The following is a 21,034-nucleotide window of genomic DNA, read 5'->3' as shown; positions in this document are numbered from 1 at the left end:
ATTGTATTGATGTAAAAGCAAGTAAATATAAGTCAATAAACCTTAGTGAGGGCACGAAGATCCACACCATAGGGAAGCTCCGAAAACGGCAAAAAGATGTATAATGCTGGGCTGGTATTTGTATTTTTCAAATAAAGTTGATTATCTGCTTCAGGATATCCCTGTGATAAACGCCCAAAATGATCTGTCTTCGTGGGGTCAGCCATGAGCCGTCCTGCACCTTCTTATAAAGGCCTGACGCGCATTGCGTCGCTGGTGTCGCTTTGCGTGGCGCTGGTGCTGGTCTGTGTGAAAGTCTGGGCATGGGCGGCCACCGGTTCGATTGCGCTGCTGACCTCGGCGGCTGACGGTCTGGTAGACGTGCTGGCTTCAATGGTGACGCTGATAGGGGTGCGCTACGCGCTGCGCCCGGCAGACAAAGGCCACCGCTATGGTCACGGCAAGGCCGAAGCGGTGGCGGCGTTTGTACAGGCACTGCTGCTGGGGGCGGCTGGGCTGGTGCTCGGCGGTGAATCCATCGGGCGCATTATCAATCCGCAACCGCTGGCGCAGCTCGGCCTGGGTATCTGGGTCATTATTGGCAGCTCGCTCGCCGCCACCGGCCTGGTGCTGATGCAGACCTATGTGGTGAAACGTACCGGTTCAACGGCCATTGCCGCAGACCGCGCGCATTACGTCACCGACGTGGCGGTGAATATCGCGGTGCTGGTGGCCTTGATCCTCGAACGTCATCTCGGCTGGACCCGTTCCGACTCTATCGGCGCGCTGTTGATTTCCTTCTATATGATCTGGAACGCACGCGGCATGGCGGCGGATGCCCTCAAGCAACTGCTGGATCGTGAACTGGATATGATCGACCGCAAGCGGGTGAAAGCCGCCGTGCTGAGCGTCGAAGGCGTGCGCGGTGTGCACGATATCCGCACCCGTAATGGCGGGGACCGCGTGTTCGTGGAGTTTCATCTCGAAGTGGACGGCAATCTGACCGTCGATGTCGGTCATGAAATCGGTGATGCGGCGGAAATGGCGGTGAGTCTGCTGTTTAAATCCGCTGACGTGACCGCGCACCTTGAACCTGACGGCATTGATGATGACCGGCTCGATAACCTGCTGCTCTGATCGCTAATGAAAAACCTCCGCCAGCCATGACGGAGGTTTTTTTCTTTCTCACTGGCAGACATGTGCTGTTCTGCCTGCTTATCCTAGTGTGTACGCATTCCCGCTGCGGCCATCAGCAGCTTAAACACTGACGCAACGGCAAACAGTGCCAGCACGCTGCCCAGCCAGATCATCGCCATCCAGCCGATGCGTTTCCAGAACGGCTGCCTGATGACGGTGTCATCGTCCATTTCTCTGATCAGTTTTTTCATCATTTACCTCTCCAGCCTCAATGGTAGCCCTGTTCCGGCGTCACTTTCCCGCGGAAAACGTAGTAGCTCCAGAAGGTGTAAACCAGAATCACAGGGATGATAAACAGCGCGCCCACCAGCATAAAGCCCTGACTTTGCGGCGGGGACGACGCCTCCCAGATCGACACAGACGGCGGAATAATATTCGGCCAGATACTGATGCCCAGACCGGTATAGCCGAGGAACACCAGCGCCAGCGTCAGCAGGAACGGCGCATGGTGCGCCCGACGTTGCACCGCCCGCAGCATCCATACCGACACCAGCACCACCAGCACCGGAACGGGCAGGAACCAGAACAGATTTGGCCGCGTGAACCAGCGGTCGGCGATATCACCGTGGGTGAGCGGCGTCCAGATACTGATCACCGCCAGCACGGCCAGCAGGGTGAACAGCAGCGGCCTGACGCGGCTGTGCATGTTGTCCTGCAAGTGTCCTTCGGTTTTCATGATAAGCCAGGTGCAGCCGAGCAGGGCGTAAGCCACCACCAGACCCGCGCCGCAAAACAGGTTGAACGGCGTCAGCCAGTCCAGCGCGCCACCGGCATACCCCCGGTTCACCACCGGAATGCCACTTATCACCGCGCCCAGCACTACGCCCTGACAGAACGTCGCCAGCACCGAACCGCCGATAAAGGATTTATCCCACACATGGCGTTTCTGCGTGCTGGCTTTGAAGCGAAACTCAAAGGCCACGCCGCGAAAAATCAGGCCAAACAGCATTAACGTCAGCGGGATCGCCAGCGCATCGAGGATCACCGAATACGCCAGCGGAAACGCTCCGAACAGGCCTGCGCCGCCGAGCACCAGCCAGGTTTCGTTGCCGTCCCAGACCGGGGCGACGGTGTTCATCATCACATCGCGTTCATGCTCTTCTTTCACCAGCGGAAACAGCAGGCCGATCCCCAGATCAAAACCGTCCATTACCACGTACATCATCACGCCAAAGACGATGATCAAAAACCAAATCAGCGGAAGATCGATACCCATGTCAGACTCCTTTGCCTTCGTCTTCGAGTGGTTCTTTGATGGCCGACAGCGGACGCGCCGGTGTGCGATGTTGCCCCGGACCGCCGTGTTCGCTGCTTTGTCCTTCGTGCGGCTGAGGCCCTTTGCGGATGAGCTTCATCATGTAGAGATAGCCCACGCCAAACACCGACGAGTAAATCACCACAAACAGCAGCAGGCTGATGCTCATCTGCATCGCCCCGTGGCTGGAGACGGCATCTTTAGTGCGCAGCAGACCATACACCACCCACGGCTGCCGCCCGATTTCCGTGGTAAACCACCCCGCCAGCAGGGCAATCAGCCCGGAAGGGCCCATCCATAAGGCAAAGCGCAGGAACGCTTTGTTCTCATACAGATTGCCGCGCCAGCGCAGCACCAGACTCCACAGGCCGAGCACAATCATCAGCATCCCCAGACCGGCCATGATGCGGAAGGTGTAGAAAATGATGGTCGAATTCGGGCGATCCTCTTTCGGGAAAGATTTCAGTGCCGGAATTTGCTCGGACAGACTGTGCGTGAGGATCAGGCTGCCCAGATAGGGGATTTCGAGGGCGTAACGGGTTTCCTCGCGTTGCATGTCGGGGTAACCAAACAGGATAAGCGGCGTCGGCTCGCTGTTTTTATTCTCCCAGTGGCCTTCAATGGCGGCGATTTTAGCGGGCTGATATTTCAGGGTATTCAGGCCGTGCGCATCACCGAGAAAGGCCTGAATGGGCGAGACGATCAGCGCCATCCACATCGCCATCGACAGCATGGTGCGCATCGCGGGCGTGTTGCGGCCTTTCAGCAGATGCCAGGCGGCAGACGCGCCCACAAAGAACGCCGAAGACAGGAACGCGGCGGTGGTCATATGCAGCAGGCGGTAAGGGAATGACGGATTGAAAATCACCTTAAACCAGTCGACCGGGATCACCTGGTTATTCACGATTTCATACCCTTGCGGCGTGTGCATCCAGCTGTTGGAAGCCAGGATCCAGAACGTGGACATCAGCGTGCCGAGCGCCACCATACAGGTCGCGAAAAAGTGCAGGCCGGGGCCGACTCTGTTCCAGCCGAACAGCATGACGCCAAGAAAACCGGCTTCGAGGAAGAAGGCGGTCAGGACTTCATAAGTGAGCAACGGGCCGGTAATGCTCCCGGCGAACGAGGAGAAAAAGCTCCAGTTTGTGCCGAACTGGTAAGCCATCACCAGCCCGGACACCACGCCCATTCCGAAGTTAACGGCAAAAATTTTCGACCAGAAATGGTAAAGGTCGCGGTATTCCTCTTTCTTTGTTTTCAGCCACATGCCCTCAAGCACCGCCAGAAAACTGGCAAGCCCGATGGTGATAGCCGGAAAAATAATGTGGAAGGAAACGGTGAAAGCGAACTGTATACGTGCCAGCTCCAGGGCATCCAGACCAAACATAGAACCTCTTTTTTTGCAGGTGATCCCTTTAACCAAGGATAGGTGGTAGAACCACATTGGTTAAAATTTATTCAAATTGTGGCGTTTCATGGTTTCATGAGGGAAGGGATTGAAACACGGGGAGGGGGTGTATAACAGATACAGTTTGGTGATGGATGTGTATAACAGTTTGGCGTGCGGGGACTATTCCACGCGTTGTAACCCCACCATTTTAGGGGCCTGGTGAAAATTTCGGTTTCTCACGTGCGGTGATCGCTCAGCGGCTGTCGCCGAAACCGCCCAAAAGGGGCCAGGACGGGCCCCTCTTGGATCTCCCCCGTCTTTTCACTGCGCGCTGCCGCTGGCAGGCTATATTCCAGCGGCCACCGCTATTGCCGCAAACGCCGCCGCTGCGCGGTCCTCTCATTTCAGGTTCGGACCCGCTCGGAAAAACACCCTCGCGGTTTCTCACCGTTCATTCGACGTCGTTTTGAGCGCGGCCAGAGGCTATGTAAAACAAATGTTTTTCTCCTCCCCCGCGAAGTGGGAAGAGAAAGGCAAAACCAAACACATCGTTCGACTTTAAAAATGCCAGTGGCCGCGCTCAAAAATCACGCCGAAGGGAGAGGTGGAAAACCGCGCGTCTGTTGGCGCGGGTTGTAACTCGACCGGAGGGCACCGCACAGCGGCGGGATTTTGCGGCAATAGCCGGAGTACCTGAAACATAGCCCGCGAGCGGCAGCGCGCAGTGAAAGAGCCTGGGATTCTTAAGGGGGGCGGCGATAAGCCCCCTTAAGGCCCGTTTGGGCGGCGAGCCCAAGGTCTTGACCTTAAGGCCCGTTTGGGCGGCGAGCCCAGGTCTTGACCTTAAGGCCGGTGTGGGTGGCAACCCACGGTCTTGACGTTAAAACGCATTCGCAGAACCCCCTAAATATCCTTATTTCCCCCTATTAACTCTATTTTCTCTATCGCCCCGCGAACCCCCCCAAACGTGATCTCCCCCGGCATGTTCCCCATATCCGGTGTACTCAGGCTTCTGTCAATAATCACCGCCAGATCTTCCTCTGAGATGCCCTCGGCGAGCTGAGAAAGTTGTGTCGGCACCGCACTGGCACGCGCGAGGGCGATGGCGGTCAGTAATTCTTCATCGCTGCGGCCTTCGAGCGCCAGCAGGCACAGATTACCGTAACCGACCAGCAGGCCGTGGGCGACGTGGCGGGTTTTGGCGCAGGCGGTGAACCCTTCGTATAAGGCATGTGCTGCGCCGGTATGGGCGCCGTTACTCATCACCGAGGTCAGCCCGGCGTAGAGGAAGATTGCGTCGAGGACCTGCTCGAGGGCGTTGTTGGCTTTACCTTCCTGCACCGCGAAACAGGCATCGGCGGCGAAATGTTCGATCAGGGTATAACAGAGTTCACTGTTGGTTCGCGCAACGCCAGCCAGGCCGGTGAGCTGACTGAGATCGCTGATGGCGCGGTACTCATACCACTTTGCCAGCGTGTCGCCGATGCCTGCGGAAAGCCAGTGCAGCGGCGAGGTGGCGAGAAGATCGGCGTCAATCACCACCGCCGCCGGGCCGCAGGAGAGGGGGAACATATCGCGGAACTGACCGTCTTCATGGTAGCGAAAGGTCAGTGAAGTGACGGCAGAACAGGTGCCTGCAATGCTCGGCAGTGTCACCACGGGAATGTTGCAGGCGACGCCTGCGGCTTTGGCGGTGTCGATGGCTTTGCCGCCGCCGGTGGCGATAATCACCTCGACGCCCTGGGTGCGGAAGATGTCGGCCAGGCGGTTGATTTCCTGCTGGCAACATTCGCCGCTGAACACTTCGCTGCCAAGATAGCTCACCATCTGCTGTTCGAGCTGATCGGCGACTTTTGCCTCGACGCTGGCAATGGCGCGTTTACCGCCCACCAGCATGGCGCGCTGGCCTAAACGCCCGCACATCGCGCCAAGATGTTTAATCGCCCCGCGCCCGCGCAGCACGCTGGCAGGAAATACCAAACGATGGGTGAACATAGTTGCCCTCATAAAACGTCGTGTTTTAAGAAGTATAGAAGGCGCGTTCCGGATCGCAGTAAATTCAGCGGCGGCGCTGGCGGACGGCGTCGTGGGTTTTACGCAGCGCATCGCGCGCACCCGGCAGACGCTGGGCGATACCGATATAAAGACAGTCGATGATCAGCAACTGGCTGGTGCGGCTGGCCATCGCGGCGGCGCGAAAACCCAGTTCGCGACCGCTGGTCAGCAGCACGACGTCGGCTTTGCGGGCGAGGGGGGAACGCCCGCCAGCGGTGATAGATAACGTCATCGCGCCGCTGCTTTTGGCCTGCATCAGCGCGTCCAGCACGCCGGTGGTTTCACCGGAGTGGGAAATCGCCAGCGCGACATCGGCGGCGGTTAACTGGCAGGCGCTGACCAGACTTTCATCGGTGCTTCCGTAGGTCTGAGCGATGACGCCAATACGGCGCAGTTTCTGGCAAAAATCCTGTGCCACCAGCGCGGAGGCACCGGCACCGTAAACGTCGATACGCCGCGCCTGCGACAGCACGCTGACGGCCTGTTCGAGGGTGTCGCCGCTGAGCAGTTGCGCGGTAGCGCTCGCGCCTTCCACTTCAAACGCCAGCAGTTTATGCAGGATCTGTTTCGGCGTGTCGCCCTCGCCGATGTCGGCCACCAGCGGTTCTCCCGCCGGGGCATTGCGCGGCAGTTCAGCGGCTAACGCCAGCCGCAGCGCCGGATAGCCTTCGAAGCCTAAACGACGACTGGCGCGCACCACGGTTGCGGTGCTGGTGGCGGCGCGCTTTGCCAGTTCGGCCACGCCAAGTTGCGCCACGCCGGGTGGATCGCTGATGATCAGGGTAATCACCCGCTGTTCCGCCTGCGAAAAACTGCCCTGCAACGCCTCCAGCCGCGACTGCAAATTCATTCCTTTCATCGGCTATTTTTCCAGTTCGCGCAGGTGGTCATCTTTGCGCAAGGTCATCAGCGCAAACAGACTGACGATACAGGTGGCTACCACGTAGTACGCCGGAATATCCAGATTGCCGGTTTCTTTAATAAGACCGGTGATGATAAGCCCCGCACAGCCCGAAAATACCGCATTCGACAGTGAGTACGACAGACCAAGGCCGGTGTAGCGCACGCGGGTCGGGAACATTTCCGCCAGCATGGCCGGACCAGGGCCGGCGATCATGCCAATGGTGGCACCGGCGATCAGCACCGCAATGCCTTTCGCCAGCAGACTGCTCTCAGGATTTTGCAGCAAATGCAGCAGCGGGAAGCTGAGAATAATCACCGCCAGCACGGCGGCCATCATGACTTTTTTACGGCCAATTTTATCGCTCAGCCAGCCGGAAGGAAGAATGGCAATGGCGAAACCGACGTTCGCCAGCACGGTGGCCACCAGCGCCTGTAAGAACGTGGCGTGCAGCGAGGTTTGCAGATAAGAAGGCATCACCACCAGGAACGTATAACCGCCCGCTGACCAGCCCATCATACGGCCAATACCCAGGGCGATGGCTTTCGCGGTGGCAATGGCGGAAGCTTTTTCGGCCGCCGTCTGCCGGGTTTTGACATCCGGTTTTTTGCTGGCGACAAAGCTCGGTGTTTCATCGAGTTTCAGACGCAGCCACAGCGCCACCAGCCCCATCGGCAGGGCCAGCAGGAACGGAATACGCCAGCCCCAGTCTTTCATCTGCGCTTCCGGCAATGTCTGCACCAGAATCGCCACCAGCCCGACGCCGGTCAGTAAACCCAGTGACACGGTGAACGATTGCCATGCGCCGTAAATCCCGCGCTTGCCCTTCGGTGCGAACTCGGTCATCAGCGAAACCGCGCCGCCAAATTCTCCCCCGGCAAACAGCCCCTGGAACATGCGCATCAGCGTCAGCAACAGCGGTGCCGCCACGCCGATCTGCGCGTAAGTGGGCAGCAGGCCAATGATGGCGGTGGCGACGGTCATCAGCAGCACGACGGCGATAAGCGTAGGCTTACGGCCAATGCGGTCGCCGATGCGGCCAAAAATGATCGCGCCTATCGGGCGGCAGAAAAATGCCAGGGCGAAAGAGGCGTAGGTGAGCAATAAGCCGGTGAGCCCGCTCTGGCCTTCGAGGGTGAAGAAGTTACCGGCGATCAGCGTCGCCAGATAACCGTAAACACCGAATTCGTACCATTCGATAAAGTTGCCGACCGAACCGGCGACGAGTGCACGACGGGACTGGCTGGCGCTGGTTACAGCAGGGGAAGTCTGGCTGGTCATCAAAAACCTCAGATCGTTATCAGAATGGAATGTAAATAATTTTCTAAATTCAGGTGATCATTATGTCAATATTTTTCAGGAACTGTGCAAAATAAAAGCGAAATCTGTGGAGTTGAACAGAATTTAAAGAGGAATGACGAGGCGAAACAAAACAGGCGATGCCCGTGAGCATCGCCTGTTAGCGGAAAAAGGAGAGGGTGAAAAGGTTCAGAGCGTGTGGATGTCGATCCCGTCGCCGATATTACTTTTCTGGTAATACGCGCGCGGTACTTCAACCTGATACTGTTTGTCGGCGTAAGCGACTTCCAGAATGAAGCGCTCGTTTTCATAAGATTCCACCGGGATAAACCCGAAGAACCCTTCCGCCACGCTGATGGTGCGCGAGGACGGCACGGCATAACGATGAACAATCCTTGCTCTGAGCGGCTGCTGAGTGCCAGTTAACATATTCCATACGCGGTTAACGGGTTGCGACAGCGTGGCAAGCACGTCTGAGGCCAGCGAGTTGAGGGCGGAGGGCCAGCTCTCAGGTTTTTTCATAGTCATGATAAATACCTCGTTGGTCTATATAACCTAATTCTTATAATTATCTGTGGCTAAGATCCAATGATTTTTTAGACTTAACTATGTCAATTTTTGTAAGTGGCTGGCGGGTCACGAAATTACTCCGCCAGCGTTTTGCGTCTTTTGCCAGATTTACGTTCTGCTAGCAATAACGGGCAGGAAGGGCACATCGCATGGTCAGCCAGATCGTAACGCAGACAGCACTGTTTGCGGTATTGCGGGCTGTCCGGATCGGCCGGATTTTCGGCACGCATCGGCTGAAACAGCGGGTTTTTACCGCCATAGCGCAGCTCGCGGGATTCCATCAGCGCCATGCCGTCGGCGATATCTGCGTTCACCAGCTCGGCCTGTTTTACGCCCCAGCCAACGCGGATGGCGGCGTTGCTCCAGTAGATACCCGGCTTAAGGCCGGAGAATTCTGCCAGCGCTTCACACACCGGGCGTAAATGCTGCTCGATCATCACATCGAAACGCGCCATCGGTTCAGAAGAGCTCAGCGCTTCGCCTTCGCCATCGAGATAAATCTGCGAGGGCAGCCCCTCTTCCTGCATACAGAGGTAGACGTTTTCGGCGGCGATCGGCAACTGCCAGCCGTGACGCAGCGAGACGATCACCCAGCTTGGCAGCAGGGTGGCGAAATACCACTGTGACCACATCGAAATCCGCGCGCGGCGGGTGTCGCACTGCGCGGCGTCAGCAGCATTGGCATCCAGATAGCGTTTAAGCATGCTGGCGCAGCCTTCGGGGGTGGTGAGATGCGTCACAGGCACCGCGTTGGTGACCAGCGGCGTCAGCGGTTTAAAGGTGTCCGCCACCCAACTGACGGGCGTATCACGGAAACTGTCGAGAAATCTTTGCATTGTCGGGGGCGAATAGGATTCGGCGCTATAAATCATGCGGACAGAGTAGCGAAAATTAAAGCGGAATAGAAATGATTTCGATTTAGATTGCGATGCGGCAGGCAAATCCAATCAGCGGCGGGGCGACATCGCCGTGCCCCGCATAAAAGACCGTCTTACAAGACGTTACTCTGCAACACCCACACGGCGGCTTCGACGCGTGATTTCAGTTTCATCTTTTTCAGCAGATGTTTGACGTGAACTTTCACCGTGCTTTCGGTGATGTTAAGACGGCGGGCGATCATCTTATTCGGCAGACCTTCGGCGATCAGTTTGATGATGTCGCGTTCGCGCGGTGTCAGGGACTGAATATCTCGGTCACCGCTCGGGCGGCTTTCCCGCAGGCTGGCTGCTAATACCGGCGTCAGCGCTTCGCTGAGCACCATTTTTCCGGCAGCGGCGTTATGCAGCGCGGCCAGTAAATCTTCCGGCTCCATGTCTTTAAGCAGATAGCCATCGGCGCCGCGTTTAAGCGCGGTCACCACGTCATCTTCATGATTGGAGACGCTGAAAACCACCACGCGGCCAGACAGCGAGGTCTGGCGCATTTTATCCAGCGTGTCCAGACCGTTCATGCCGGGCATATTCAGATCCAGCAAAATCAGGTCCGGATCCAGCTGTTTTGCCAGTTCCACGCCTTGCTCGCCGTTACTGGCTTCGCCGATCACTTTCAGGCTGGCGTCCAGCGCGATCAGCTGTTTGACGCCGTTGCGCAGCATAGGATGATCGTCAATCAGCAAAATAGTGGAGGGGGTGATGTCGTTCATACTTGCTCCTGGGGATTAATTGGCAGGGCTTCCGGGCGGAAACGCACGAGCACTTCAGTGCCGCCGTCCGGACGTCGGTCGAACCGACAGGTGCCATGTAAGGTGCTGGCGCGATCCTGCATGATGATCAGGCCATAATGATTTTGCCGTTCGGCGTCCGGTGAAATGCCCTGGCCGTTATCGCTAATGCGCAGGGTAATTTCCCCGTCATCGCATTGCAGGGACACCGACACCTGCGTGGCGCGGGCGTGTTTATAAGCATTGTTCAGCGCTTCACGGGCGATGTGCAGCAGATGAATTCCCTGATTCGCCGGAACGGAACGCGGGGGGATCTGATAATCGAAACCGATGGTCAGCCCCATGCGGCGGGAGAATTCATCCACCGTGTGTTGCAGCGCCGCGCGCAGGCCGGGGGTATTGAGGGTCAGGCGGAACGTGGTCAGCAGCTCGCGCAGCTGGCGGTACGCGGTGCTCAGTTCATCGCGCATCTGCTGTAACAGGTTTTTATCCTCTTCGGAAAACGTGCTGGCGTGCATCTGCAAACAGGCGACCTGGATTTTCAGGCAGGAGAGTGACTGCGCCAGCGAATCGTGCAGCTCGCGGGCAATGGCCGAACGCTCTTCCATCAGCATCAGCTGCTGCTGATGTTCCGCCTGACGCGCCAGCATCAGGGTGCTGGTCAGTTGCTCCATCAGCATTTTGATCAGCTGTTGCTGATCGTCATCCAGATGTTCCCCCGGCGGCAACTGCGCCAGCAGAACGCCGTAATTGTCGCGCTCATCGCGCAGGCTCCAGCTCAGTGAATCCCCGTCCTCATCCGTCTGTTCACCGACTTTCGGGCTGACCGGCTGGCGCGGCGAGGCATTATTGAACTCATTGAACACCTCCGCGCTGTTATTTTCGTACTGACGCAGCTGCACTCCCCGCAGCGGCGTGAGGGACTGCAATTCTTTCAGCACCGGCTGCATCCGCGCATCCAGCGGCTCGCTGGTGTGCAGCTGACGGCTCACGCGGTACAGATAATCCAGCACCTGATTTTTCTGTTGCAGATCGGCGGTTTTTTCCGTCACACGCTGCGCCAGATTATCGACCATTTCCCCCAGAGCCAGAGACATGCTGTTGAGCGAATCGCCGAGGATATCCATCTCATTATGCGCGTCGCCGTTCGCCACGCGTTTGCGCTGATAGCGGTGGCTGAAATCCCCGGCGGTGATGGCGCTGGCCTGCGACAGCAAATTGCGCCACGGCGTCAGCAGATGGCGGCGCAGGAACCAGATGGTCACCGCGAGCAGCAGCAGGGTGACGGCGACCAGTGCGCGCTGAATCAGTGAAATCTGCTGTAAATGGTATTCGGTTTTATGTTCGAGCGCGGCCACCAGCACGTCGAGCTGGCCGACAAACACCGCCATATTGGCGGAGACGTCCTGCGGATGTTTCGCCGCCATCACCTGATGGCGCAGCGTGGTTTGCCAGTAATTACGCAGCGCCAGAAATTGCGGTTGCAGGTTTTCGCGTTCAACAGCCTGCAACAAATCCGCGCTGTTCTGGTCAATCTCCATCTGGCGAATATACGCGGCGTTTTTGCCACTGAGCGGCACTTCGGACAGCAGCCGGTAACTCTGCATACGCAGCGAACCGGCCTTATTGATGGCGTGGGCGTTGCCTTCAATACTTCCCGCCATCCACGCCGCCATGCCCATGCCGCCTATGCCCAGCAGGCCGAGAAGCAGCATCAGCAGGGTGATCTGGCTGACAAGCGAGAGAGAAGGCAGGGCGCGTTTGAGCATCAACAGGGTTTCCGGTGGCTGTAAAAAGCGTTAAGTAATTCTTTATATACCGATTATGGCTAGGTTAACCGCATGGCAAGAGGGGGCATTTTTTATGATCCGGATGACTTTCCCTATACCCCTTTGTGATTACTCCTTTATTTCCATCGGAGGTATCGATGCGGTAGCAAGAAGCACAATGCGTTATCAACCTGATGAATATTAGCAGTTAATTGGACAGGAAGCTGATACTCACAAAGAGGCCATGGTTATTTTATCGTCATTTTCCACCTGCCTTTGCGTTGATTTGTATCAACATCCCTAAGCGGTGCTCTACCTAGTGTGTGCGACATAACTCCACCATTACAACAATAACGCGCTTCAACTCGAGGTTCATATGTCACACACATCAGCTACACCGACGGAAAAACCGTCCCGCCTGTTGCAGGACTGGCGCCCGGAGGATCCGGCATTTTGGGAAAAGACCGGTCATAAAGTCGCCAGCCGAAATTTATGGATCTCCGTCCCTTGTCTGTTACTGGGCTTCTGCGTCTGGATGCTGTTCAGCCTGGTTTCCGTGAATCTGAACAAAGTCGGCTTTAACTTCACCACCGATCAGCTGTTCATGCTGACCGCCATTCCTTCCGTTTCCGGCGCGCTGCTGCGGGTGCCTTACTCCTTTATGATCCCGCTGTTTGGCGGCCGCCGCTGGACGGCACTGAGCACCATCTTCCTGGTTCTGCCTTGTGCGTGGCTGGGCTTTGCGGTGCAGGACACCACCACCTCCTACAATACCTTCCTGGTGATCGCACTGCTGTGCGGTTTCGGTGGCGCAAACTTCGCGTCGAGCATGTCTAACATCAGCTTCTTCTTCCCGAAAGCGAAGCAGGGCGGTGCGCTGGGCATCAACGGCGGTCTGGGCAATCTGGGCGTCAGCGTGATGCAGCTGGTGGCTCCGCTGGTCATTTCCCTCGGCGTGTTTGCTGCGTTCAGCGATAAACAAACGCTGGCTAACGGCGCGGACATCTGGCTGCAAAATGCGGCCTGGATCTGGGTGCCGTTCCTGGTGATTGGCACCGTCGCTGCCTGGTTTGGTATGAACGATCTGGCGTCCTCAAAAGCCTCAATCCGCCAGCAGTTACCGGTGCTGAAACGCGGCCATCTGTGGATCATGAGCGTGCTGTATCTGGCGACGTTTGGTTCGTTTATCGGCTTCTCCGCAGGTTTCGCGATGCTGACCAAAACCCAGTTCCCTGACGTCAACATTCTGCAATACGCCTTCTTCGGCCCGTTCTTTGGCGCACTGGCGCGTTCAGCCGGCGGAATGCTTTCCGACCGTCTGGGCGGTATCCGCGTAACGCTGGTGAACTACATTCTGATGGCGATTTTCGCCGGTCTGCTGTTCCTGACCCTGCCGGTGAATGGCGTGGGCGGCAACTTCCCGGCGTTCTTTGCGGTGTTCATGGTGCTGTTCCTGACGGCCGGTCTGGGCAGTGGTTCAACTTACCAGATGATTGCCGTGATCTTCCGTAAACTGACCACCGACCGGGCGAAAGCGCGCGGTGCCAGCGAAGACGAAGCCCTGCGTGAAGCGGTCACCGACACCGCAGCGGCACTCGGTTTCATCTCTTCAATCGGCGCGATCGGCGGTTTCTTTATCCCGAAAGCCTTCGGTATTTCTCTGGCACTGACCAATTCACCGGCTGGCGCGATGAAAGTCTTCCTGGTGTTTTACGTGGTCTGTGCGCTGATCACCTGGCTGGTGTACTGGCGTAAACTGAACAAAGGTTTTGCGACCAAACAGGTCAGAAAATAACGTCTGAGTTTTGATTTTCTGTCAGTAATCACCAAAGGGGCTGCGGCCCCTTTTTGCATAGACATCAGCGCTCCCGCCCCTGTGGATTTCCTCCCAAAAAAATTATTCGCCGCGTCTTAAGTCATATTTATTTACTACCCTTAACCCAAATTAGACAAAACCTGCGCTGGAGCGGGGAGGTGTGTAGTGAAGAAGCTTAAGATTTCTGCTGCGTGCTCTTACAGGAAAATGGTGGCCTGTCTGGTCAGCCTGAGCCTTTCTGAGGCGGCACTGGCAGGCTGCGACATCTTTAATCCGGTATCAGGACAGACCGTGACATGCTCTGTCGCTGCACCTAACCCCTCCGCGATGGGGGCCACCGCAGTGGTGGGAAGTGACAATGTCACGGTCAATATTGACACTGGCACTATTCTGAATTTAAACGATCAAAACGGTGTCCTGGTTTACAGCGACAGCGCGGTTTTCCAGCGCGGTACGCTGAACATCACCAATGACAGTTTCGACGGTATTTCCGCCCGTCTGGCCGGTAACTCCCTGCACAATGCCGGCACCATCACCACGCAGGGGTTTCAGTCGGAAGGTATCTATCTTTCAGGGACCACCAGTCAGGCCATCAACGAGTCCGGCGGGCAAATTATCACCAGCGGGGAGAATTCCAGCGGAATAATCAGTTTTGGCAGTTCACCGGCCACCGTCGGAAACAACACCCTGCTTAATGCGGGCAGCATCTCGACCTCCGGTACGCTTTCCTCCGGGATTTATGCACAGGGCAGCGGCAACCAGCTCACTAATACCGGCAGCATCACCACCAGCGGCACCAACGCGTCCGGTTTACAGGCGAATGGCAGCGACAATTCGATCAGCAACAGCGGAACCGTGGTGACACAGGGGCTGGGCGCTAATGCGATCAATAACGACGGTGGCGCAACTCTGGGCAGCGTGACCAACTCGGGCTCGCTTTCCACCCGCGGGGATTTTGCTAACGGCGTGTATTTCGGCGGCAGCGCCGATTTCACCAACACGGCGACCGGCACGATCACCAGCACCAGTGCGCGTGGCGTGCTTGCCACCGGCGGCGGAACGCTGACCAATAACGGCATGATCAACGCCGGACGCGACGGCATCGACAGCCCTGCTGGCGCGGTAACCATCATAAATACCGGTTCGATCACCTCCGGTAATGAGCGTGCCGTGCATGTTGAAAGCAACGACAACAGCACGCTGATTAACAGTGGTGATCTCACCGGTAACGGCGTCGCGGTGCAGTTTTCCGCAGGCAATGACGTCTTTATCTGGCAAAACAGCGGGACGCTCAGCGGCTCCGCAGACATGGGCGCAGGGGACGACAGCGTGACGCTGCGTCGTCTGACCGACGTCAATCTGGCGGCCATGCCCGTACTTCAGGGCGGCACGGGGCAGGATCAGCTGATGCTGGAAAATTCGCAACTGAGTGACCCGTCGCGCTTCATCGACTGGGAAAGTGTGCTGCTGCAATCCGCCTCGCAACTCTCGATGACCCGCCCGCTGGTGCTGGGTGATGCCACCACGCAAACCGGCACCCTCAGCATCGATTCCACCAGCGTATTGCTGGCGGGAGGGCAAAGTGCGGCGGACATTGCGGGCTTTGGCGGCGCGAATGACGTTACCGTCACCAATGCCGGGACGCTCGATCTGACCGACAGCGCAGGCAGCACCCAAGATCGTCTGACTATTCACGGCAATTACGTGGGCGATAACGGCGTGCTGAAGTTGCAGACGGTGCTAAACGGTGATGATTCGGCATCTGACCGGCTGGTGATTTCCGGCGGGGAGGCCAGCGGCAGCACACAGATTCAGGTCACCAATGTTGGCGGAACGGGCGTAGCGACGGCGGGTTCCGGCATTATGCTGGTGGAAGCCACTAACGGCGCGACCACGACCGCCAGCGCCTTTACGCTGGCAGGCGGTTCGGTTTCCGCAGGAGCCTATGATTATTTGCTGTTTCGTGGCAGCAGCGACGATGCGCAGAGCTGGTATCTGCGCAACTCACTGATTGTGGTCACCCCACCGGTCACCCCCCCGGTGACGCCTCCCGTGACGCCGCCGGTCACCGCGCCAGAGTCTCCGTCCGTGACGCCACCCGTGACCCCGCCGGACATTCCACCGGTTGCGCCGCCCGTCGTCCCGACGTCACACCCGGTCGATACCGCTGTGCCGCTTTACCGGCAGGAAGCGCCGCTGTATCAGGCGGTCGCACCCGTTGCGCAGCAGATCGGCATCCATCAGATCGCCACCTATCATGACCGCCAGGGGCAGGTGAACACCACGGGGCAGGCGGCAGGCTGGGCCAGAACCTTCGGCGTCCACAGCGAACAATCCTGGTCCGGTACCACCTCGCCGTCATTCGACGGTCATTACGCCGGGCTTCAGGTCGGTCAGGATTTGCTGGCCGGCGAACAGGATAACGCAGGCATCTTTTACGGTTTCACGCGGGCTAAAGGTGATGTGCGCGGTTTCATCCGTGCTCAGCCGGATGCCTGGGCGGGCAATATGACACTGGAAGGTAACAGCGCGGGCGCGTACTGGACGCACCACGGGAAGGGGCAGTCTTATGTCGATCTGGTGGTGATCCACACCTGGCTTAACGGCTCGACCACGTCCGGGCGTGGTAACGATGCAGATGTCGGAGGCAAACTCTGGTCTGCGTCACTGGAAACCGGGTATCCGATCCCCCTGACAGAGCGCTGGTCGCTGGAACCGCAGGCACAAATCATCGGCCAGCGTCTGAGCCTCGATGACAGCAACGACGGCATTTCATCGATTAACTACAGCAAGGATACGGTGTACACAGGCCGGGTCGGTGCGCGGGTGCAGGGAAGTTACGGGGAGGCTGAACGGCGTCTGCAGCCGTTCCTGACGGTCAACGTGTGGCATGAATTTGACGATACCACCAGCGTCACGCTGGGTAATGATCGCCTCACGCAGGACGCCGGAAGTACCGCGCTGGAAGTCGGTGTGGGGTTAGCGGCCAGTATCAGCCGGCAAATCGAACTGTATTCATCCGCCAGCCACACCAGCGACGACGACAGTAATCACCGCGAAGACGTCAGCGGGAATCTGGGGGTCAGGATCATCTGGTAGCCGGGGTGTTGAGCGTACTACTTCACATAGGAATTCAGCACGCTCAGCACCACATCCAGATCGGCTTCGCGTTTGACCTCATCGGCCTCGTGAACAATATGTTCCGTCAGATGGCCTTTGATCACTTCCCGCATCAGCCCGTTCACCGCGCCGCGGATCGCCGCGATTTGTTGTAAAACAGCGGCGCATTCGTGGGGTTCATCCAGCATTTTATTTAACGCCGCCACCTGGCCCTGGATCTTGCTGGTACGGGCCTTCAGCTTCTGTTTATCGCGAATAGTGTGGGACATGTTAACTCCTTGTATGACGCGAAATGCCGGGCCAGCTTATCATTGCCAGTATACTGGGGGGTAGTATTCAATACTGGGGGGGAGTAGAATTCCTGCGCCTACCTCAATGAGATGCCTCACCATGAATGACTTTTCAGCACTTTTGCAGCAGGGAAATGCGTGGATGTTTATACCCGGCGCCATATTACTGGGGATTTTGCACGGGCTTGAGCCAGGCCATTCGAAAACCATGATGGCAGCCTTTATCATCGCGATTAAAGGTACCGTCCGGCAGGCCGTTTTACTCGGGCTGGCGGCCACGGTGTCGCACACGGCGATTGTCTGGATCATTGCCTTTGGCGGCATGTATCTGAGCAACCGTTTTACTGCCGACGCGGTGGAACCCTGGATGCAAATGGTGTCTGCGATGATCATCCTCGGCACGGCGCTGTGGATGTTCTGGCGCACCTGGCGGGGTGAACGGTTGTGGAAAAGGGAGCACTCGCACGGGCATCATCATGATCATCACCACGCTCCCGCCCATGCTCACAACAATGTACAGCGCCACCTGCCACTTCAGGGGCTGGGCCATCTGCGCAGCATGACGCCGATCAGCCTGTCGCCGCAGGAATATCAGGATGCACATGAACGTGCACATGCCAGCGATATTCAGCGCCGCTTTGCGAGTGCGGAAGTGACCAACGGGCAGATCCTGTTTTTCGGTCTGACGGGCGGGTTAATCCCCTGTCCGGCCGCTGTGACGGTGCTACTGATCTGCATTCAGCTCAAACAACTGGCGCTGGGTGCGACGATGGTGGTGTGTTTCAGTATCGGGCTGGCGCTGACGCTGGTGACCGTCGGGGTGGCCGCCGCAGTGAGTGTCCGGCAGGCAGCCAAACGCTGGAGCGGGTTAAATACGCTGGCGCGCAGGGCACCGTATTTTTCCAGTGTGCTGATCGGGCTGGTCGGGATTTATATGGGGATCGACGGCTATATGGGCTTAACGTCGTAAAAAATCCGAACCTAATCAGTCATAAGCCATAACAATTCAGACTTTTTAAAACCGGCTCAAGGCGCTATAAATGACGGGATGAAAAATGGAGAAAAGATCCCGCGATGAAAACTGCCCACCTTGTTGACCCTGAACTGCGTCCGTTGCTCGACCAGATGCCCGCCCGCGTGCTGGAAGCCTCCGTTTTGCCCGCCATGCGTGAGCAGCGTCAGGTGGCAGCGCTGGAAAGTTTGTCGCAGGATGACGGCTTACCGGTGTGTGTCACGCATCATCACGTTGAAGGCAGTAAAGGCGCGCCGGCGGTGCGTGTGGCGGTGATTTCGCCGCAACATGCCCGGAAAGGGCGGATGGGTATTCTGCATATTCACGGCGGCGGTTATGTGCTGGGCAGCCCGGAGCAGTCGATGCCGCTGACCCGTCCGACGGCGGCGCGGCATGATTGTGTGATTGTCTCGGTGGATTACCGTCTCGCGCCAGAAACACCGTTTCCCGGTCCGCTGGAAGATTGTTATGCCGCACTGGTCTGGATGGCTGAGCAGGCGGAGTCTCTGGGTATCGATTCTGCGCATATGGGTGTGATGGGGGACAGCGCCGGTGCAGGGCTGGCGGCCTCTCTGGCGCTGCTGACCCGCGACCGTGGCGGCCCGACACTGGCGTTTCAGAACCTGATGTATCCGATGCTCGACGACCGTACCGTCACGGAGAGCCACCCTAATCCGGTGACCGGCGAATTCGCCTGGACACGTGAGGACAACCGTTTTGGCTGGCAGGCGTATCTGGGGCACGACGCAGGGCTGGCTGAGATTTCCTGCTACGCCGCCGCAGCGCGTGCAGAGGATCTCAGCGGGCTTCCGCCGGTCTGGATGGGTGTCGGTTCGATTGATTTATTCCTTGATGAAAATATCGACTACGCCCGCCGGTTAATCCGCGCCGGTGTGCCGGTGGAATTCAGCATCTATCCGGGCGGATTCCACGGTTTTAACGGCGATCCGGCGTATGCGCTGGCACGACGCGCCCGCGAACAGCGGCAGGATGCGCTGGCCGGTTTCAATCCTCTGCGTAATAAACATCACTATGGCTTATAATAAAAAACAATCTATAAGGCATAACCCAGGTTTAATCAGAAAATATTTTGGACATCAAACAGCTCATCTACCTGTGTAATCTCGAGCGCGAGCGGCATTTTGGCCGGGCGGCGGAGGCGAGTTTTGTCAGCCAGCCGACGCTGTCGATGCGCCTGAAAAATCTTGAGAAAGAACTCGGGCTTAGCCTGATCAACCGCGGCAATAATTTTGAAGGTTTCACCGCCGAGGGCCTGCGCGTACTGAGCTGGGCGCGGGAAATTGTTGCGGTGTACGAAGGGCTGAAGCTGGAAGTTGAGTCGTTAAAGCAGGGCATGAGCGGCACCCTGCGCATCGGCGTCATGCCGCAGTGCAGCGTTTCGCTGGCGAAGCTAATCAAAGCGGTCAGCCTGGTGCATCCGGGGCTGGATTACCGGGTCGCGGAAGTCAGTGCCGACCAGCTGATTGAAGCGCTGAGCAGCCATTCAGTGGATGTCGGCATTGGTTTCTTCGAATTCTCCACCCTCAACGAACTGCGTTTTCAGCTGGTACCGCTCGATGACGGCGGCGTGGACGTGGTTTACCATCCCGACCATTTCCCTGAGCTGCAAAACCTGACCCTGATGACCGCAGAACAGGCGGTCGCGCTGCCGTTGTGTCTGTCCGAGCCCAGCCGCTATTTTCGTCGTTATCTTGACAACTTCTTCCGTCAGTCCGGGCTGGAACTTCATCCCCGTCTGGAAAGCACATCGATATTTCAGCTGATGCAGGGCGTGTTTGTCGGTATTGGCTGCGCGCTGGTGCCGCGCGGGCATCTGATTGATGACATGCATCCGGCGCTGAAGCGCTGCCCGCTGGACATCACGCCGATGAGCCGCCACGCCGCGCTGGTGGTCGCCGAAGCGGGGCGCTCCACACCGCTGGCGCAGCATTTCTTCACCGCTTCCGGTCTGTGGCTGGCGCAACAACCTCTGGAAAAACCGCCGGCATGGCCTAAATAAAGCGCCATCAGCGTTTTCTCTCTCTTAATCCTATTGATGAAATGAATCTTTGGGCTCAAGCTTTGCGGCATGACTTAAGTAAAATGGATGGAATAAAACATGAAAGCATTAAAAACGGTGATCCTGGCGATGGCGGCAAGCGGTATTTTACTGGCCGGCGGCGCGCAGGCGGAGAACAATTTGCTGGGGCAGTTGCAGCAAGCGGCCAATGAAGGGCTGAACGGCGCAGGTAAAAACACCAACAGCACCGGCACCACCTCATCCCTGACCTCACTGCTCGGCGGTGGCGACAGTGCGCTGACCTCCACCAGCGCGAACAACGTCGCCGGTGTGTTGCAATATTGCGTGAAGAATAACGTGCTTTCCAAAGCCAGCACCGAGAATGTCAAAGATCAGTTGCTGAGCAAACTGGGTATCCAGAGTGCGTCGGGCGCAGAAAGCCAGGATTATCAGCAAGGGCTGGGCGGTTTACTGAAAACCGGTAAAGATCAGAGTGTGGATCTGAACAACCTTGGCAGCGGGCTGACGCAGGTGAAAGAGAAAGTGAAAACCAAAGCATGTGATGTGGTGCTGAAGCAGGCGAAATCCTTTATTTAATCACATAGGCTGGCGCCATAGCGGCTTTTAACTTCAAATTCAAGGTCGTGGGCGTCGGCCCACACCGACCAGAGACCCGGTAACGCGCGGGCCTCTGGACTCCG

Annotated in this window: 19 protein-coding genes; 7 read left to right on the top strand and 12 right to left on the bottom strand. The window is 57.5% G+C overall.

Features of this window, described 5'->3' with window-relative positions; genetic code table 11:
- Nucleotides 1-32 precede the first annotated feature (32 nt).
- The gene (locus tag ACO0U8_RS01055; protein ID WP_156362042.1) at nt 33-206 is read right to left on the bottom strand and encodes a hypothetical protein; all 174 of its coding nucleotides are present in this window, start codon (nt 204-206) and stop codon (nt 33-35) included.
- On the opposite strand from ACO0U8_RS01055, the gene ACO0U8_RS01050 reads away from it, so the two are divergent.
- Nucleotides 205-1,116 carry a cation diffusion facilitator family transporter gene (locus tag ACO0U8_RS01050; RefSeq protein ID WP_122095433.1) on the top strand — a complete coding sequence of 304 codons (912 nt, stop codon included), beginning with the start codon at nt 205-207 and terminating at the stop codon, nt 1,114-1,116. The genes ACO0U8_RS01055 and ACO0U8_RS01050 overlap by 2 nt on opposite strands.
- An 83-nt stretch (nt 1,117-1,199) precedes the next feature.
- Here the strand turns inward: ACO0U8_RS01050 and ACO0U8_RS01045 are convergent, their stop codons facing one another.
- The 10 genes from ACO0U8_RS01045 to narX form a co-directional block, all read right to left on the bottom strand.
- Entirely contained in the window at nt 1,200-1,346 is a 147-nt protein-coding gene (locus ACO0U8_RS01045) for a DUF2474 domain-containing protein (RefSeq protein ID WP_217204176.1), read from the bottom strand.
- A 38-nt stretch (nt 1,347-1,384) separates the two neighbouring features.
- Entirely contained in the window at nt 1,385-2,392 is a 1,008-nt protein-coding gene (gene cydB / locus ACO0U8_RS01040) for a cytochrome d ubiquinol oxidase subunit II (RefSeq protein WP_421670110.1), read from the bottom strand.
- Between the two features lies 1 nt (nt 2,393).
- A complete protein-coding gene (locus tag ACO0U8_RS01035; protein WP_122095431.1) occupies nt 2,394-3,818 on the bottom strand; it encodes a cytochrome ubiquinol oxidase subunit I in 1,425 nt (474 codons plus the stop codon).
- Nucleotides 3,819-4,724: 906 nt separating this feature from the next.
- On the bottom strand, nt 4,725-5,816 hold the full coding sequence (locus ACO0U8_RS01030) for an iron-containing alcohol dehydrogenase family protein (protein WP_421670109.1): 1,092 nt from the start codon (nt 5,814-5,816) through the stop codon (nt 4,725-4,727).
- A gap of 64 nt (nt 5,817-5,880) precedes the next feature.
- Nucleotides 5,881-6,735 (bottom strand): MurR/RpiR family transcriptional regulator, encoded by an 855-nt coding sequence (locus tag ACO0U8_RS01025; RefSeq protein WP_122095429.1) that lies wholly within the window; start codon nt 6,733-6,735, stop codon nt 5,881-5,883.
- A gap of 3 nt (nt 6,736-6,738) precedes the next feature.
- A complete protein-coding gene (locus ACO0U8_RS01020; protein WP_122095428.1) occupies nt 6,739-8,058 on the bottom strand; it encodes an MFS transporter in 1,320 nt (439 codons plus the stop codon).
- 207 nt (nt 8,059-8,265) lie between these two features.
- Nucleotides 8,266-8,604 carry a hypothetical protein gene (locus ACO0U8_RS01015; protein ID WP_056780385.1) on the bottom strand — a complete coding sequence of 113 codons (339 nt, stop codon included), beginning with the start codon at nt 8,602-8,604 and terminating at the stop codon, nt 8,266-8,268.
- Nucleotides 8,605-8,720: 116 nt separating this feature from the next.
- Entirely contained in the window at nt 8,721-9,482 is a 762-nt protein-coding gene (fhuF, locus tag ACO0U8_RS01010; RefSeq protein ID WP_421670108.1) for a siderophore-iron reductase FhuF, read from the bottom strand.
- 155 nt (nt 9,483-9,637) lie between these two features.
- The gene (gene narL, locus ACO0U8_RS01005; protein ID WP_056780379.1) at nt 9,638-10,288 is read right to left on the bottom strand and encodes a two-component system response regulator NarL; all 651 of its coding nucleotides are present in this window, start codon (nt 10,286-10,288) and stop codon (nt 9,638-9,640) included.
- On the bottom strand, nt 10,285-12,075 hold the full coding sequence (gene narX, locus ACO0U8_RS01000; protein ID WP_421670660.1) for a nitrate/nitrite two-component system sensor histidine kinase NarX: 1,791 nt from the start codon (nt 12,073-12,075) through the stop codon (nt 10,285-10,287). Before narX ends, narL begins: the two co-directional genes overlap by 4 nt.
- Nucleotides 12,076-12,451: 376 nt before the next feature.
- Between narX and ACO0U8_RS00995 the strand changes: the two genes are divergently transcribed.
- Nucleotides 12,452-13,870 carry a NarK family nitrate/nitrite MFS transporter gene (locus ACO0U8_RS00995; protein ID WP_056780373.1) on the top strand — a complete coding sequence of 473 codons (1,419 nt, stop codon included), beginning with the start codon at nt 12,452-12,454 and terminating at the stop codon, nt 13,868-13,870.
- Nucleotides 13,871-14,056: 186 nt separating this feature from the next.
- Nucleotides 14,057-16,990: an autotransporter outer membrane beta-barrel domain-containing protein gene (locus tag ACO0U8_RS00990; protein WP_421670107.1), complete on the top strand. Its 2,934-nt coding sequence runs from the start codon at nt 14,057-14,059 to the stop codon at nt 16,988-16,990.
- Between the two features lie 17 nt (nt 16,991-17,007).
- On the opposite strand, the gene rcnR is transcribed toward ACO0U8_RS00990, so the two are convergent.
- On the bottom strand, nt 17,008-17,280 hold the full coding sequence (gene rcnR, locus ACO0U8_RS00985) for a Ni(II)/Co(II)-binding transcriptional repressor RcnR (RefSeq protein ID WP_056780366.1): 273 nt from the start codon (nt 17,278-17,280) through the stop codon (nt 17,008-17,010).
- Nucleotides 17,281-17,401: 121 nt separating this feature from the next.
- Between rcnR and ACO0U8_RS00980 the strand changes: the two genes are divergently transcribed.
- The 4 genes from ACO0U8_RS00980 (at nt 17,402) to ACO0U8_RS00965 (ending at nt 20,930) form a co-directional block, all read left to right on the top strand.
- Nucleotides 17,402-18,271, top strand: a complete 870-nt coding sequence (locus ACO0U8_RS00980) for a nickel/cobalt efflux protein RcnA (RefSeq protein ID WP_421670106.1) — start codon at nt 17,402-17,404, stop codon at nt 18,269-18,271.
- A 104-nt stretch (nt 18,272-18,375) separates the two neighbouring features.
- Nucleotides 18,376-19,356, top strand: a complete 981-nt coding sequence (locus ACO0U8_RS00975) for an alpha/beta hydrolase (protein ID WP_421670105.1) — start codon at nt 18,376-18,378, stop codon at nt 19,354-19,356.
- Between the two features lie 47 nt (nt 19,357-19,403).
- On the top strand, nt 19,404-20,333 hold the full coding sequence (locus ACO0U8_RS00970) for a LysR family transcriptional regulator (RefSeq protein WP_421670104.1): 930 nt from the start codon (nt 19,404-19,406) through the stop codon (nt 20,331-20,333).
- A 99-nt stretch (nt 20,334-20,432) separates the two neighbouring features.
- Nucleotides 20,433-20,930 (top strand): DUF2501 domain-containing protein, encoded by a 498-nt coding sequence (locus ACO0U8_RS00965; RefSeq protein ID WP_056780352.1) that lies wholly within the window; start codon nt 20,433-20,435, stop codon nt 20,928-20,930.
- The last annotated feature ends 104 nt before the right edge of the window (nt 20,931-21,034 follow it).

The organism is Rahnella sp. EDr1-12 (genome assembly GCF_049206505.1).
Classification (GTDB): domain Bacteria; phylum Pseudomonadota; class Gammaproteobacteria; order Enterobacterales; family Enterobacteriaceae; genus Rahnella; species Rahnella rivi.
This window is presented reverse-complemented; position numbering and strand designations above follow the sequence as displayed.

What these genes read in the sequence shown, in the direction of transcription:
- ACO0U8_RS01020 (WP_122095428.1), bottom strand. Translation starts at nt 8,058, where the DNA reads ATGACCAGCCAGACTTCCCCTGCTGTAACCAGCGCCAGCCAGTCCCGT.
- ACO0U8_RS01015 (WP_056780385.1), bottom strand. Translation starts at nt 8,604, where the DNA reads ATGACTATGAAAAAACCTGAGAGCTGGCCCTCCGCCCTCAACTCGCTG.
- narX (WP_421670660.1), bottom strand. Translation starts at nt 12,075, where the DNA reads ATGCTCAAACGCGCCCTGCCTTCTCTCTCGCTTGTCAGCCAGATCACC.
- ACO0U8_RS01025 (WP_122095429.1), bottom strand. Translation starts at nt 6,735, where the DNA reads ATGAAAGGAATGAATTTGCAGTCGCGGCTGGAGGCGTTGCAGGGCAGT.
- ACO0U8_RS00980 (WP_421670106.1), top strand. Translation starts at nt 17,402, where the DNA reads ATGAATGACTTTTCAGCACTTTTGCAGCAGGGAAATGCGTGGATGTTT.
- ACO0U8_RS00995 (WP_056780373.1), top strand. Translation starts at nt 12,452, where the DNA reads ATGTCACACACATCAGCTACACCGACGGAAAAACCGTCCCGCCTGTTG.
- ACO0U8_RS01045 (WP_217204176.1), bottom strand. Translation starts at nt 1,346, where the DNA reads ATGGACGATGACACCGTCATCAGGCAGCCGTTCTGGAAACGCATCGGC.
- ACO0U8_RS01030 (WP_421670109.1), bottom strand. Translation starts at nt 5,816, where the DNA reads ATGTTCACCCATCGTTTGGTATTTCCTGCCAGCGTGCTGCGCGGGCGC.
- fhuF (WP_421670108.1), bottom strand. Translation starts at nt 9,482, where the DNA reads ATGCAAAGATTTCTCGACAGTTTCCGTGATACGCCCGTCAGTTGGGTG.
- ACO0U8_RS00965 (WP_056780352.1), top strand. Translation starts at nt 20,433, where the DNA reads ATGAAAGCATTAAAAACGGTGATCCTGGCGATGGCGGCAAGCGGTATT.
- rcnR (WP_056780366.1), bottom strand. Translation starts at nt 17,280, where the DNA reads ATGTCCCACACTATTCGCGATAAACAGAAGCTGAAGGCCCGTACCAGC.
- ACO0U8_RS01050 (WP_122095433.1), top strand. Translation starts at nt 205, where the DNA reads ATGAGCCGTCCTGCACCTTCTTATAAAGGCCTGACGCGCATTGCGTCG.
- narL (WP_056780379.1), bottom strand. Translation starts at nt 10,288, where the DNA reads ATGAACGACATCACCCCCTCCACTATTTTGCTGATTGACGATCATCCT.
- cydB (WP_421670110.1), bottom strand. Translation starts at nt 2,392, where the DNA reads ATGGGTATCGATCTTCCGCTGATTTGGTTTTTGATCATCGTCTTTGGC.
- ACO0U8_RS01055 (WP_156362042.1), bottom strand. Translation starts at nt 206, where the DNA reads ATGGCTGACCCCACGAAGACAGATCATTTTGGGCGTTTATCACAGGGA.
- ACO0U8_RS00975 (WP_421670105.1), top strand. Translation starts at nt 18,376, where the DNA reads ATGAAAACTGCCCACCTTGTTGACCCTGAACTGCGTCCGTTGCTCGAC.
- ACO0U8_RS01035 (WP_122095431.1), bottom strand. Translation starts at nt 3,818, where the DNA reads ATGTTTGGTCTGGATGCCCTGGAGCTGGCACGTATACAGTTCGCTTTC.